Below are 13,743 nucleotides of genomic sequence, written 5' to 3' on the forward strand. Positions count from 1 at the left end.
TCCGCATGTGAAAAGGGGTCGGATCCCTTTCCTTGCGGAAAGGGATCCGACCCCGATCAGGTCGCCAGCAGTGGCTCCCGAATCAGTCCTTGTGCGGTGTCAGCGCCGGGCCGTCGTGGCCTTCACCCTTGGCCACCAGCGTGGTCAGGGCCAGGTCACCGGTGACGTTCAGCGCGGTACGGCACATGTCCAGGAAGTGGTTCACGCCCAGGATCAGGCCGATGCCCAGCGGGTTCACGCCGACCATCGCGCAGATCATCGCCACCACCGGCAGCGAGCCGGACGGTACGCCGGCGGTGCCGATGCCACCGAGGATGCAGACGGCCATCACCATGATCTGCTGGCCGATGCTCAGGTCCACGCCAAAGAACTGGGCCAGGAAGATCACTGTCACGCCCTCGAACAGCGCGGTGCCGTTCTGGTTGGCGGTGGCACCCACGGTCAGCACGAAGCGCGACACCCGCTGCGGCAGGCCCATCTGGTCGGCCACGCGCAGCGCGGTCGGCAGGGTGGCATTGCTGGAGGCGGTGGAGAACGCCATCACCGTGGCTTCCTGGGTATCACGGAAGAACGACAGCGGCGAACGGCCGGACAGCCAAACGGCCGTACCGTAGGTCACCACCATGTGCAGGCCGAGTGCCAGCACCACCACGCCCACGTAGGCGCCCAGGCGGATGATCAGCTCGAAGCCGAACAGTGCGGCCAGGTTGAACATGAAGCAGGCCACCGCGTACGGCGCCAGGCGGATGACCAGGTTGATCAGGGTCATCGAGATTTCGAACACGCCTTCGATGGCGCGGCGCAACGGAGCGACCTTCTCGTTGTCGGTCAGCACCATGCCGATGCCGAACATCAGCGCAAAGAACATCAGCGACAGGATCGCGCCATTGTCGGACGCGGCCTGCAGCACGTTGCTCGGCACGATAGACAGCAGCATGTCCATGCCCTTCGGCGTGCCATGGATGCCAGCAACGATCTCCTTGCTGCGCTCGGCGTTCTCCGACAGCATCATCGCCGCGACCTGCGGGTCGACGCCGGCACCGGGCTTGAGCAGGTTGACCAGAACCAGGCCGATACCCACTGCAATGCCAGACAGCAGCACGGTGTAGGCCAGCGTCTTCCAGCCGATGCGGCCAAGGGCGCGGATGTCGCCCATCTCCGACACACCCATGATCAGCGCCGAGAAGATCAGCGGCACGATCAGCATGAAGATCAGGTTGAGGAACAGGCCCGAAGCCGGGGTGGTGATGTAGTCCATTACCCATTTGGCACCGGCCTGCAGACCATCGACGCTGCCACCCAGGGCGTGCACGATCAGTCCCAGGACCAGGCCGATCGCGAAGCCGATGCCCATCTTCCAATGCAGGGGCAACTTCTTCTTGTCGGCAGCAGCTGCTGTCATACGGGGGTTTCCTCGAAAAATGAATGCACTCTAACAAAGCGCGCAAGCGGCGCTGGTTCAGGTTCGCCGTGGCGGATACAGCGGCGCAAGGCCAGTGTCAGCGGTGCCCGCAGCCGCCGACCAGTGCGGTCCGTCACGGAAGGCCTCGCGCAGGCGGGTACGCAGCGACGCCAGGTCGCCCTGCCCGCCCCAGCGTGCCTGCTGCAGGTCCTGCAGCACCTGACGCTGGGCCGGCTCGGCCAGGCGGTCGATGACCTGCTCGATACGTTCGACACCGGCCATCGCACACAGTTGCGCTTCAACCTGCTCGAAACCTTCGCCATCCAGCGCGCGGCGCAGTTCGGCCAGACCAGCACGTCCGCTCGCCACAACCGGCACAGCCGAGCGGCCCGCCAGCGGCGCCGCCACGCGCGGGCGACGGCCACGCTGCCACCCCCACAGCAGGGTCAGCAGCCACAGCAACGCCAGGCCGATGACAGCCCCCACCCACGGCCAGGGCCGTTCGGACAGGCCACTGGCGCGCGGATCGGTCGCCGCGATGCGGCTGTCCTGTCCATCGGCACCGGGCAACGCCGCATCGGTGTCGATCGGTGGCAAGGGCGCAGGCGACGCATTGCTTCCGCCGTTGCCCGCTGCGACGGCAAGCGTCAGGTCCGGCAGGCGCGCTTCCTGTGCCTTGCCATTGCGCACGTCCCACCACGGCAGGCGCGGCCCCGGCACCACCAGCGAACCCGGCTGGCGCGGCACGATCGAATAGCGGCGGGTGATCTTCAGCCGCGGCGTACTGCCGTTGAAGGTCTCCTCATACTGCGCAGGCTCGGCGAAGACCTGCGCGTTGCTGCCGACCTCGGGCACCGGCAGATCGGTGAACTGCGCGCGGGTCGCGCCTTCGGCAATCGCTTCGACCACGATGTTGGCGGCTTCCCCGCTGCGCGCACTGGTCGGCGCACTGGTGTAGCGCAGCTGCAGGCTCTGCAGCGGCAGCCACGGCTGCGGCGCCTGTGCCGGCTGGGCCTGCACCTGCAGGGTGCGGTCGGCGCCGGTGGCATTCATGCGGCCATCGCCGCCGCCGAAGAAATCATCGAAGAACCCACCGGCACTACGCCCGTTGAAGCGCGCACCGGCCAGCCGCAGTGCCCCGCTGCGTTCGGGGATCAGCAGGAAGCGGCGCTCGACCACGTTGTAACGGCGGCCGTTGACCTGGCGCACGTCGGTACGGTCGTCGCCCACCCGCTGCAACGACGCGCCGGCCGGTGTATCCAGCACCAGTTCGCCGGACGCCAGCTGCGAGGCGAAGTACAGCCGCACCACCACGCCTACGCTCTGCTGCACGTAGGGCGTCTGATCATCGACAACGGTTTCGATGAAGGCCATCGCGTTGCTGTCGGGACCGGCAACGGTGGCGGCGTCCACCTGCAGGGTCAGCGGCGCGGTCCGCGTGCTGCCTACCTGCAGGCCGGGAATGACCAGCGCACCACTGCGACGCGGCGTCAGCGCCACGCCGTACAGATTGCGCTGCTGCATGGCGCCGTTGCTCCACTCCACCTGGCGGCTGCTGGTCTGTCCGCTGAGGTCGAAGTCGGTACGCAGCGGGTTGAAGTCGGGTGCGCCCTGGTCACTCTCGACGTTGAGGGTGACCGTATCGCCCATAGCAACACGGTCGCGGTCGAGCCAGGCGCGCGGCTGCGCCCACGCCAGCAGCGGCAGCCACAGCAGCAGTGCCGCCAGTACCCGCAGCGGCCAGCGCCCATGCATGTTCATCGCCCGCGTCATCGCCCTTCCTTCTTCCTGCGTTCGTTTTCCAGCTGGAACTTGGCCCGCAGCAACGCGCCCGGATCATCCGGCACACGCCGCATCCACGCCTCCACCGCCTGTTGCTCCTCGCGCTGGCGTGGCGTGGCGCCATCGCTGCCCGGTACCGGTTTGCCGTCCTTGTCGGCCTTGCCCTCGCGTGCCTGCTGCATCGCCTGCTGCATGCGTTGGCGCTGCTGTTCATCGGCCTGTGCCTGCGCCTTGGCATCTTCTACCTGCGGCGGTGGCTGCTGGCCATCGCGGCCACGCTCGCCGGGCTGCGGGTTCGGCTGCGCTTTGGCGTCATCCGGCTTGGGCTGGCCCTGCTGGCCCGACTGCGGCTGGCCCTGGCCGGGATTCTGCTGGCCCTGCTGCGGCTGCTGGCCCTGCGGATTCTGCTTGCCCTGCGAATCGTTCTGCTTCTGCTGGCCGCTCTGCTGTGGCTTCTGCTGATCCTGGCCTTGGCCACCGGATGACTTGCGCTTGCGCGCGGCATCGACCACCGCACGGTTGGCCACCGCATCGGCCATGCCCGGATGCAGCGCCAATGCGCGATCGTAGGCGGCAATGGCTTCGTCGTAGTTGCCCTGGCGTGCCAGTGCGTTGGCCAGGTTGTACCAACCGGCATCGTTGTCGATGCCCTCGAACTGCTTGCGCGCACTGGCGAAGTCGCCATTGCGGTACGCCTGCACGCCGTCGGCCAGGCGCTGATGCTGCAGCTGGTCGCTGCGCTTCCACAGCGTGCCCTGTATCGGCTGCGGCGTGGCGGCCGACGGCGCCTGCGCCTGCACCTCGCCCATCCATGGCAGCAGGCCCACTGCCAGTACGGCAGCCAGCAATGCACGGCGACGGAACGCCAACAGCGCCAGCAGCATCAGGGGCGGCAGCAGCCAGAAACCTTCATCACGCCATTGCCTGCCCTCGCCCGGTCGTTCCGCCGTCGTGCCCTCACGCACATCGAGCACGCCCAACGCACGCAGATCGTTGTCATCGGCGGCAATGCGCGCATAGCGTCCGCCGCCGGCCGTGGCCACCGCGCGCAGGCTGGCTTCGTCCAGTGCGGCCTGGCGGATCTGACCACTGCCGTCGCGATAGGCCGCACCGGCTGGCGTACCCAGGCCCAGCACCGACACCTGCATGCCCAGACCGCGGGCCTGTGCTGCGGCCAATCCGGCTTCGCCGTCGGCCTGGTCGGTCACCAGCAGGATCTGCCCGCGCAATGCACCGATCTGCCGCATCAGCCGGGTCGCCCAGTCGATGCCACGGTCGGCGCGCTGGCCATCACGTGGCATCACATCGGGCGACAAGGCATCCAGGTACAGCGCGACATTGCTTCCGTCATCGGTCAGCGGCGCCACGGTGTAAGCGTCGTCGGCGTACACCACCAGGCCGACCTGCCCGCCCTGGCGCGCGCGCAGGAGCTCACCCACCTTGGCCCGCGCCTGCAGCAGGCGCGAGGGTGGCAGGTCGGTGGCAGTGATTCGGCTGGACAGGTCCAGCACCACCAGCAACGGTGCGCTGGCCTGGAACATCGGTTGCGCCTGCTGGCGCCAGCTTGGCCCGGCCATCGCCAACACAGCCAGCGTCCAGCCCAGCAGCAGCGCCCACGGCAGGCGCGCACGACGACGGGTGCCCGCCGCCAGCAGATGCGGCAGCAGGTGCGCATCCACCGCGTGCCGCCACACGTCGCTGCGCCGCTGCCGGTACAACGCCACCGCGAGGATCAGCGGCAGCGCCAGCAACGCCCACAGCCATTCCGGACGCAGGAAGTGCAGCGCGTTCCAGTCAGGAAAATTCGAAGCAAACGCGATCATCGGCGACGCTCCGGCCACAACCAGGCCAATGCGCCCAGCAGCAAGGCCAGGCCCAGCGGCCACGCATAGCGTTCCTCGCGCGGGCGCAGGCTCGGACCCTTCGCCGCGATCGGCTCCAACCGGTCCAGCTCGGCATAGATGCCGGCCAGCTGTGCAGTGTCACGTGCGCGGAAGAACTGGCCGCCGGTCATGTTGGCGATCTTCTTCAACGTCGCTTCGTCGACCGGATCCTGGTCGGCGGAAATCGGAATACCAAACAGGCGCATGCTGCCGTCACCGCCAAAGGCCACGGTGTGGATGCGCACGCCTTCCGCGCGCGCCACCTCGGCCGCGCGCAGCGGTTCCAGCACGCCGGCATTGCTCACGCCATCGGTCAGCAGGATAAGCACGCGCTGGCCTTCGGGTTGGCTGCGCAGCCGCTTCACCGCCAGGCCGATGGCGTCGCCAATGGCCGTCTCGCGGCCGGCCAGGCCGACCACGCTGTCGCGCAGCTGGTCGCGCACGCTGGCCAGGTCGGCGGTCAGTGGCGTCAGCGTGTAAGCGCGGTCACCGAACACCAGCAGGCCGATGCGGTCGCCAGCTCGACGGTCAAGGAAGTCGGCCAGCACGGCCTTGGCTGCGGTGAGGCGATCAACCGCCTGTCCGCCCAGCACCATATCGCCTTCGCCCATGCTGCCGGACACGTCCATCGCCAGCATCATCTGCCGGCCTTCCTGCGGCGGCGTGATCGCCTCACCCAACTGCTGCGGACGCGCCAGCGCCACGCACAACGCGCACCAGCCCAGCCACAGCAGCAGCGTGCGCAGCCATGACACATCTACGCGGCCGCCACCGGCCAGCGCTTCCAGTTCAGTGGCCGCATACGGCACGCGCAGCGCCGCGCCCGAATCGGCACGGCGTTTCCACCAATGCATCAGCAATGGCAGCGGCAGCGCCAGCAACGCCAGCGGCCACGCCAGCTGCAGGTCCGGCCACGGCCAGTAACTCGCCAGCACATTCATCGGCGGCGCTCCAGCAGCAGCGCCAGGTAGCGTTCGCGCGCCCAGCGGCGCACTGCGGCCACCTCGTTGACGTCCACGCGTGGGCGATAGGCACCTTCGGCCAACAGGCTTCGGCGTGCTTCCGGCAATGTGCCCTGCGGATCCACGCGCTGCCACCAGGCCTCATCACGCAGCGACTCGCTGCCCGGACGCGCATGGCGGGCGGCACGCCGCAGCAGTCCCGCAATGGCCGCCAGTTCCGCAGCGGCGTCGTGGCTGGCAGCCAACTCCTGGTCGAACAGCTGCAACCAGCGCTGGTGACGACGGCGGCGGCGCCACCCCAGCACAGCCACCACCAACAGCACCAGCAGCAACGCGCTGCCGATCATCAGGTAGCCCGGTGCCGGTGGCCACCATGATGGTGGCGGTGGCAGCTGCACATCGCGCAGCGGCAGGTTGGCGCTCATGCCGGCACCTCGGTCGGCGACGGTGCCAGCCAGGCATCGCTGGGCGCATCGGTGGACAGCACCTGCACGTCGACACGGCGCGCACCGAGCTGACGCCGCAGCTCCTGCAGCGGTTCAACGAAATGCGCCTGCCAATGCGCCTGAACCTCGCTGCGGCGCAGGTCGAGGCCAATGCGCTGCTGCAGCGTCTGGAACTGCAGCGCGGCCGATGGCGGCTGCAGCTCCAGCGGATCGACCAGCAGCACCAGGCTGAGGTCGTGATGCTGGGCCAGCGCGCTCCAGCGCGCCGGCGGAATACGGATGGCCTGCTGCGGATCGGCCAGCACCAGCATGCGCGCACCCGGGCGCAGCACGCGCGCCGCATGATCCAGCGCGCGCTCCAAACCGAGATCGTCCGCGGGTGGTTGCGCATACCAGCGGGTAAGCGCATCGAGCACGCGCAGCACGCCGCGCGGCCCGCCTGCGGGTGCGATGGGCGACTCACGATCACTGCCACGCAGGGCGCCCACGCGGTCGCCGCGACGCTGCGCTGACCACGCGGCGACAGCCCCGGCGCGTGCGGCCTGCACCGACTTGAAGCGTACACGGGTGCCAAAATACAGCGCCGGTGAAGTATCGGCCACGATCAGGCTGACGCGTTCGCGCTCGGCCTGGAACAGCTTGGTGTGGGCGCGCCCGGTGCGCGCGGTCACCCGCCAGTCGATATGCCGCGCGTCGTCACCGGCCACGTACTCGCGTGACTCGGCATATTCCATGCCACGTCCGCGCAGCGGTGACGGCGCCTGCCCGGCATTGCCGGCGCGGCCGCGTCGCGGCGGCGGGGGCCGCTGTGCAAGGCGGCGCAGCGCCACCAGCTCGGACAGCTGCGGCCGCAGCCCGTCGCCATCGCTGACGTTGGATGTGGGTTCCAGGGATGGATCGATCATGCGCAGGCTCAGGGTGCCGGCACCCGTGCCAGCAGTTCCTGCACCAGGCGCTCGCCGTCCCAGCCTTCTGCGGTGGCTTCGTAGCTGGGCAGCACGCGATGGCGCAGCACGTCGGCGGCCACCGCGCGCACATCATCGGGGGTGACGAAGTCGCGGCCCGCCAACCAGGCGCGCGCACGCGCGCAGCGCTCCAGTGCGATGGAGCCACGCGGGCTCGCACCCCAGGCGATGCGGCGGCCGAGGCCGGCGTCATAGCGCGAAGGATCACGCGAGGCCAGCACCAGTTCGATCAGGTAGCGTTCCAGCGCCGGCGCCATGTGCAGGTCCAGCACTTCACGGCGGGCATCGAACACATCCTGCATCGGCAGCTTTTCCGGTACCGGTGCCGACTCGCCCAGCGCGCCACGGGCGCGCTCGCGGGCCAGGCGCAGGATCTGCGACTCGGCTGCCTGGTCCGGGTAGCCGATGCGCACGTGCATCAGGAAGCGATCCAGCTGTGCTTCTGGCAGCGGGAAGGTGCCTTCCTGCTCGATCGGGTTCTGCGTGGCCATCACCAGGAACAGAGACGGCAACGCGTAGGTGTGGCGGCCCACGGTGACCTGACGCTCACCCATCGCTTCCAGCAATGCCGACTGCACCTTGGCCGGTGCGCGGTTGATTTCATCGGCCAGCAGGATCGGGTGGAAGATCGGGCCGGGCACGAATTCGAAGCGGCCTTCCTGCGGGCGCCAGATCTCGGTACCGGTCAGGTCGGCCGGCAACAGGTCCGGGGTGAACTGTACGCGGGCGAAGTCGGCTTCCAGGCGCGCGGCCAGCGCGCGGATGGCAGTGGTCTTGGCCAGACCGGGGGCGCCTTCCACCAGCAGGTGACCGTCGGCCAGCAGCGCGATCAACAGGCGTTCGACCAGCGCGGCCTGGCCGACGATCTCGGCCGACAATGCGTCGCGCAGCTGGCTGAAAGCGGCATGCAGGCGGGAGATGGCCGGCGCGGGCGGCGGCGAGACGGTTTCGGGCATCGGCGGTGGCAGGTTCATGGGGGCCTTTGACCGGCGCAGGACGGCACGGGTTCCCGACATCATCGCAGGGTGCCCTGCGAATGGCATCAAGAACGGCTGAACAGCATCCACGCATGGCGTGGATCTACCGGCCATATGCGTGAACGGGGGGCCAAACGAAGAAGGGCCGCACAGGGCGGCCCTCTTCGTGTTGCCGGTTGCGATGGCTCAGTTCTGCTTGGCCACGCGCAGCACCTTCGGGGTCACGAACACCAGCAGCTCGGCCTTGTCCTTGCTGCGGCCACGCTTCTTGAACAGGTTGCCGAGGAACGGGACGTCACCCAGGAACGGGACCTTGCTGATGCTGTTGCGATCGGTGAACTCGTACACGCCACCAATGACCACGGTCTGCCCATCCTCGACCAGCACGGCGGTATTGACCTCGCGGCGGTTGATCGACGGCACGGTACCGTAGCCTTCCAGCTGGATCAGCCGATCCACTTCATCCTTCTTCACCTGCATGTTGAGGAACACGCGGTTGTCGTTGGTGATGGTCGGGGTGACCTTCAGCTCCAGCACCACTTCCTTGAACTGCACATTCGGCGTGGCGACACCACCCGCACCGGCACTGATGGTCACGTAGCCGATTTCCTTACCCTGCTTGATCAGGGCCTCGCGCTGGTTGGTGGTGACCACGCGTGGGTTGGAGATCACTTCGCCACGCGACTCTTCCTGCATGGCCGACAACTCCACGTCCAGCAGGTAGCCGGCATTGAGGATCGACAGTGCCAGCGAGCCTGCCGGGTTGGTCGATGCCGCCGGCATGGCCCAGTTCAGGCCACGGGTGATCGCCGAACCCACCGGCACCGGCGCCGGACCGGTGCTGCCGCCGGCCAGCCAGTCGCGGTACGCCTTGGCATTGGCCGCATCGGCTTCGACCTGCGACTTGCGGGTATCGCGGTTGGCTTCCAGATTGCCACTGAAGTAGGCATTGTCGCGGCTGCCGCTGATGCCGAACCGCGCACCCAGCTCACGTGCGAACGTATCGGTGGCGATGACGATGCGGCTTTCGATCAGCACCTGGTCGACCGGGCGGTCGATCACGCTGATCAGCTCACGCATCCGCGCGATCTTCTTCGGAATGTCGCTGATCATCAGCGTGTTGGTGCGCTCGTCGGCGACGATGCGGCCACGGCCGGACAGGAAGCCACTTTCCTCCTGCGACGACCCACCGCCACCTGCGCCACCACCGCCACCGCCGCCGATGCCCTTGGCTTCGGTCAGTGCTTTGAAGATCTGGGTGGCGCTGTGGTAGTTGATCTGGACGTAGTCGGTGACCAGGTCCTCGCGGTTCTCGATGGCGATGCGCGCGTCTTCCTTCTCCTGCTCGAACTTGGCCAGTTCGGCCTGCGGCGCCACCCAGATCACGCTGCCGTCGCGACGCTTGTCCAGGCCCTTGGCGCGCAGCACGATGTCCAGCGCCTGGTCCCACGGCACATTCACCAGGCGCAGGGTCACATTGCCCTGCACCGAATCGGACGCCACCACGTTGAGGTTGGACTCTTCGGCGATCAACTGCAGCACGGTGCGCACCGGCACGTCCTGGAAGTTGAAGGTCACCGGCTTGCCGGTGAAGCCGCGCTGGCCGACGGCCTTGGCGGCCTGGGTCACGCTGCCGGCAGTAACCGCACCGACGGCGGCCGGGGCCTGCCGCGGGCTGATCTCGACCACGTACTCGTTGCCGCTCTGGTAGGCCAGCGATTCGACCGCACCGCCGGTGCTCAGCACCAGCTGGGTACCGGCCCCGGACGGCTTGGCGTCGATGCGTTGCACCGGCGTAGCAAAGTCGATGACGTTCATCGGCTTCTGCAGGTTGGCCGGCAGGCGGGCATTGCCGACATCAACCACCACGCTGTTGCCCTGCGTACGCAGGTCTGGGATCGCGCCCTGGCCATCGAACTGGACGATCAGGCGCCCCGCGCCATCATCGCCCCGCTTGAAATCGATCTTGGCGACCGACAGGCCGGCCGGCGCCGCGGCCGGTGCCACGGTGGTGCCCACCGGCTTCTCTGCCGGTGCGGCGGCCAGCGCCGGAGCGCAGGCCAGCATCAGCGCGACTCCCAACGCGCTGACACGGTTCAAGGTAGAGCGCCGGATGGGACGCAGCCCCTTGGCTTGGTGAAAGGTCATCGTGCTATCCCCAGTAAACGATCATTGATCTTCAAGCGAGAGCGTTGCCGGCCGTTCCAGCCAGCCACCCGCGCCATCCGGCACCAGTTCGATCAGCTCCACGCGGTCCTCGAAGACCGCCGTGGCCCGTCCGTCGCTCTGCCCCAGGTAGCCACCCGGGCGTACCCGGTAGGTCACCTTGTCCGGCCCCATCACCAGCGCAACGGTACCGCTGCCGGTGCCGATGGTACCGACCATGTCCAGTGCGTCCAGCGGGAAGCCTTCCAGCGGCTCCTTGCGCCGGTTCGGATCCGGCCGCAACCCACCGCTCCCCTGCGGATTGGTCCAGGCATCGGTAAACGGATCGCGCAGGCCCTGCGCGGAGTACTCGAAGGTCTCGAACTGCTGCATCACCGGCAGCGGCTCCAGCGGCTGTGCCGGCCGGGCACGCTCGCCCTCCACCCACTTTTCCAGGTTCGGCGCATCGCCCGGCGTGCTGGTCACGCCACGGCCACAGGCTGCCAGCAGCAGCACCGCGGCAACCATCCCACAGCGTGCAAAGAAGGAACGCGTCACTTCTTGTCCTCCTTGCCAGCTTCAGCCTTCTGCTGTTCCTGGACCTCGGTCTCGTCCAGGTAGCGATAGGTCTTGACCGTGCCGGACAGTTCCAGCGCGCCCGCACGGGCACCGCCACCGGTCTTGTCCGCCGGTTTCAGATTGATGTCGTGCATGGTCAGGATCACCACCCGCGGCAACGAGGCCACGCCACTGACGAAGGCGCCGAACTGGTGGTAACTGCCCACCATCTTCAGCTTGATCGGCTTCTCGGCGTAGAACTCCTTGACCTGCTCCTGCTCCGGCTCGAACAGCTGGCTGGTCAGGCCGCTGGACAGCGCCGTCTGCGAGATGTCGATGATCAGGTCCGGCATTTCGGTCTTGCTGGGCAGCTGCCGCAACATCTGCTGCAGCACCTGCTCCATCTGTGCCAGCTGCTGCTTGAGCGGGCCCAGGTTCACCGCGCGTTCCTGCTGCTTGGTGAACTCGGTGCGCAGGTCGCCTTCCCTCGACTCAAGGCTGGACAGTTCGTCGCGCTTGCCGCTGATCAGCAGCATCCAGGCAACGAACATGATGACCAGCGCCAGCAACGAGCAGAAGACGATCTTGGCCTTCTGCGGCCAGTTGCCGATGTCGTTGAAATCCAGGTTCTTCAGATCGATTTTCTGGCTCATGCGCGGTCCCCCTGCAACGGGGCGTTGGAGGCCTGCGGCGGCTGCGCAAGGCGGCTGCCCTCAGGCTTGGCCGGTGCCGGTGCGGCCGGCTGGTTCGGCTTGGCCGGCGCGGCGGCCGGTGCAGCCGCCGGGGCCGGTTGGGCCGGGGCCGGGGCCGGGGCCGGCTGGGATGCTGCCGGTGCTGCGGCCGAAGCTGCCGCGTCCGGGCCTGCAGCAAGCGGTGCCACGGCAGGCACTGCCGCTGGTGCGGCCGCCACGCTGCCATCGGCATTCAAGCCGGGCGTGCCGGTCTCTTCGCTCTGCGCAGGCAGCTTCACCGTGACCTTGAACATGTACGGCAGCGCCTTGATGTCAGACACCGGGCCGGTCGCGTTCTTGTCCGCAGCACTGGCCTGGATGATCGACAGTTCCGGATTGGTCATCCAGCCGGAGGTTTCCAGGTTGCGCATGTACGCCGACACGCGTGCATTGGACTGGGTCCGGCCTTCAAGGGTGAGCATGTCGCCCTCCTGCTGCAGCGCGGTCAGTACCACGCCGTCAGGAATGGTGCGCACCAGCGCGTCGAACAGGTGGACCATCTGCGAGCGCTTGGCCTGCAGTTCCTCGATCACCTTCTTGCGCGCCAGCAGGCGATCCTTCTGGGCGTCGAGGCGGTCGATCTCCTTGTTCTGTTCCTTGACCTTCTCGATCTCGGCTTCCAGATAGGCGTTGCGGTCCATCTGGCCGCTCACCTGGCGGTCGTAGTAGAACCAGATCACCAGCGACAGCAGCAGGCCACCAATCGCGGCCATGCCCAGCATTGCGTAGAACTCGCGCTGGCGTTGCTTGCGCCGCTCGGCGCGCCAGGGCAATAGATTGATGCGCGCCATCAGTCGAAGCTCCTCAGCGCCAGACCGGTGGCGATCATCAGCGCGGGGGCATCCTGGGCCAGCGCATGTGCGTTCACCTTCGGGCCCAGGGTCATCTGTGCCAGCGGGTTGGCGATCACGGTCGGCACGCCCAGCTGCTCTTCGACCATTTCCGGCAGGCCACCGAGCACGGCGCAGCCTCCGGCCAGCACGATGTGATCGACGCGGTTGAATTCGCTGCCCGCATAGAAGAACTGCAGCAGGCGACTGATCTGCTGGACCGTGGCTTCCTTGAACGGCTCCAGCACTTCCATCTCGTAGCTTTCCGGCAGCCCGCCCTGGCGCTTGGCCAGGCCCGCTTCCTCGTAGCTCAGGCCATAGCGGCGCATGATCTCGTCGGTCAGCTGCTTGCCACCGAACACCTGTTCGCGGCTGTACAGGCTGCGGCCACCACGCAGGACATTGAGGGTGGTCATGGTGGCACCGATGTCGACCAGCGCGACCACGCCCTCGATGGACACGGGCAGCTCGCTGGCGACCAGGGCATACGCGTTCTCGACCGCAAAGGCCTCCACGTCCATCACTTTGGCCTGCAGGCCACCCAGCTCCAGCGCCGACTGGCGCAGTTCAACGTTTTCCGAACGCGACGCGGCCAGCAGCACCTGGACCATCTCCGGGTTGTTCGGGATCGCCCCGATCACCTCGAAGTCCAGGTTCACTTCCTCGATCGGATATGGAATGTAGTTGACCGCTTCCAGCTCGATCTGGGCTTCCATGTCGTTTTCGTCGAGCTCGGCCGGCATCGGGATCACCTTGGTGATCACCGCCGACCCGGCGACGGCAGCAGCGGCCAGCTTGGCCTTGCTCCCCGAGCGGCTCATCGCGCGGCGGATGGCCTCACCCACGGCCTCCACTTCCACGATGTTCTTCTCCACCACCGCATTCGGCGGCAGAGGTTCCACAGCGTAATGTTCCACACGAAAACGGTTGCCACTGCGGGACAGCTGCAAAAGCTTTACCGCAGTCGAACTGATGTCGACGCCTACAAGCGGCGACTGACTTTTTGGGATGAGCCCCACGGTTTCTCCCCTGCCGACGGGCACTTGGACGCAAGACCTGCGC

At 67.5% G+C, this 13,743-nt stretch carries 12 protein-coding genes; all 12 read right to left on the bottom strand.

The window, feature by feature from the left end:
• Positions 1–82 precede the first annotated feature (82 nt).
• The 12 genes from ACZK2G_RS17460 to ACZK2G_RS17515 all read right to left on the bottom strand — a co-directional run bounded on the left by ACZK2G_RS17460 (position 83) and on the right by ACZK2G_RS17515 (position 13,700).
• Entirely contained in the window at positions 83–1,402 is a 1,320-nt protein-coding gene (locus tag ACZK2G_RS17460) for a dicarboxylate/amino acid:cation symporter (protein ID WP_046984276.1), read from the bottom strand.
• A gap of 57 nt (positions 1,403–1,459) precedes the next feature.
• Positions 1,460–3,175, bottom strand: coding sequence for a BatD family protein (locus ACZK2G_RS17465; protein WP_478473971.1), 1,716 nt, complete (start codon positions 3,173–3,175; stop codon positions 1,460–1,462).
• The gene (locus ACZK2G_RS17470) at positions 3,172–5,007 is read right to left on the bottom strand and encodes a tetratricopeptide repeat protein (protein ID WP_478473973.1); all 1,836 of its coding nucleotides are present in this window, start codon (positions 5,005–5,007) and stop codon (positions 3,172–3,174) included. Before ACZK2G_RS17470 ends, ACZK2G_RS17465 begins: the two co-directional genes overlap by 4 nt.
• Entirely contained in the window at positions 5,004–6,008 is a 1,005-nt protein-coding gene (locus ACZK2G_RS17475) for a vWA domain-containing protein (protein ID WP_337302858.1), read from the bottom strand. The genes ACZK2G_RS17470 and ACZK2G_RS17475 overlap by 4 nt, the downstream gene beginning before the upstream one ends.
• Positions 6,005–6,454, bottom strand: coding sequence for a DUF4381 family protein (locus tag ACZK2G_RS17480; protein WP_136639482.1), 450 nt, complete (start codon positions 6,452–6,454; stop codon positions 6,005–6,007). Before ACZK2G_RS17480 ends, ACZK2G_RS17475 begins: the two co-directional genes overlap by 4 nt.
• Complete coding sequence (locus ACZK2G_RS17485) at positions 6,451–7,380, bottom strand: DUF58 domain-containing protein (protein WP_136639483.1); 930 nt, start codon at positions 7,378–7,380, stop codon at positions 6,451–6,453. Before ACZK2G_RS17485 ends, ACZK2G_RS17480 begins: the two co-directional genes overlap by 4 nt.
• A gap of 8 nt (positions 7,381–7,388) precedes the next feature.
• Positions 7,389–8,414: an AAA family ATPase gene (locus ACZK2G_RS17490; RefSeq protein WP_136639484.1), complete on the bottom strand. Its 1,026-nt coding sequence runs from the start codon at positions 8,412–8,414 to the stop codon at positions 7,389–7,391.
• Positions 8,415–8,603: 189 nt separating this feature from the next.
• The gene (locus tag ACZK2G_RS17495; RefSeq protein ID WP_478473975.1) at positions 8,604–10,565 is read right to left on the bottom strand and encodes a type IV pilus secretin PilQ; all 1,962 of its coding nucleotides are present in this window, start codon (positions 10,563–10,565) and stop codon (positions 8,604–8,606) included.
• A gap of 21 nt (positions 10,566–10,586) precedes the next feature.
• Entirely contained in the window at positions 10,587–11,090 is a 504-nt protein-coding gene (locus ACZK2G_RS17500; protein WP_046984284.1) for a pilus assembly protein PilP, read from the bottom strand.
• A 26-nt stretch (positions 11,091–11,116) separates the two neighbouring features.
• Positions 11,117–11,773: a type IV pilus inner membrane component PilO gene (locus ACZK2G_RS17505; RefSeq protein ID WP_046984285.1), complete on the bottom strand. Its 657-nt coding sequence runs from the start codon at positions 11,771–11,773 to the stop codon at positions 11,117–11,119.
• Positions 11,770–12,642 carry a PilN domain-containing protein gene (locus ACZK2G_RS17510; protein ID WP_337302861.1) on the bottom strand — a complete coding sequence of 291 codons (873 nt, stop codon included), beginning with the start codon at positions 12,640–12,642 and terminating at the stop codon, positions 11,770–11,772. The genes ACZK2G_RS17505 and ACZK2G_RS17510 overlap by 4 nt, the downstream gene beginning before the upstream one ends.
• Positions 12,642–13,700, bottom strand: coding sequence for a pilus assembly protein PilM (locus tag ACZK2G_RS17515; RefSeq protein ID WP_046984287.1), 1,059 nt, complete (start codon positions 13,698–13,700; stop codon positions 12,642–12,644). The genes ACZK2G_RS17510 and ACZK2G_RS17515 overlap by 1 nt, the downstream gene beginning before the upstream one ends.
• Between the last annotated feature and the right edge of the window lie 43 nt (positions 13,701–13,743).

Source organism: Stenotrophomonas sp. 107298_Sma, from assembly GCF_056480345.1.

Excerpts from the sequence above, each read along its gene's own strand:
- ACZK2G_RS17505 (WP_046984285.1), bottom strand. The coding sequence starts at position 11,773 with ATGAGCCAGAAAATCGATCTGAAGAACCTGGATTTCAACGACATCGGC.
- ACZK2G_RS17480 (WP_136639482.1), bottom strand. The coding sequence starts at position 6,454 with ATGAGCGCCAACCTGCCGCTGCGCGATGTGCAGCTGCCACCGCCACCA.
- ACZK2G_RS17510 (WP_337302861.1), bottom strand. The coding sequence starts at position 12,642 with ATGGCGCGCATCAATCTATTGCCCTGGCGCGCCGAGCGGCGCAAGCAA.
- ACZK2G_RS17490 (WP_136639484.1), bottom strand. The coding sequence starts at position 8,414 with ATGAACCTGCCACCGCCGATGCCCGAAACCGTCTCGCCGCCGCCCGCG.
- ACZK2G_RS17485 (WP_136639483.1), bottom strand. The coding sequence starts at position 7,380 with ATGATCGATCCATCCCTGGAACCCACATCCAACGTCAGCGATGGCGAC.
- ACZK2G_RS17465 (WP_478473971.1), bottom strand. The coding sequence starts at position 3,175 with ATGACGCGGGCGATGAACATGCATGGGCGCTGGCCGCTGCGGGTACTG.
- ACZK2G_RS17470 (WP_478473973.1), bottom strand. The coding sequence starts at position 5,007 with ATGATCGCGTTTGCTTCGAATTTTCCTGACTGGAACGCGCTGCACTTC.
- ACZK2G_RS17500 (WP_046984284.1), bottom strand. The coding sequence starts at position 11,090 with ATGGTTGCCGCGGTGCTGCTGCTGGCAGCCTGTGGCCGTGGCGTGACC.
- ACZK2G_RS17475 (WP_337302858.1), bottom strand. The coding sequence starts at position 6,008 with ATGAATGTGCTGGCGAGTTACTGGCCGTGGCCGGACCTGCAGCTGGCG.
- ACZK2G_RS17460 (WP_046984276.1), bottom strand. The coding sequence starts at position 1,402 with ATGACAGCAGCTGCTGCCGACAAGAAGAAGTTGCCCCTGCATTGGAAG.
- ACZK2G_RS17495 (WP_478473975.1), bottom strand. The coding sequence starts at position 10,565 with ATGACCTTTCACCAAGCCAAGGGGCTGCGTCCCATCCGGCGCTCTACC.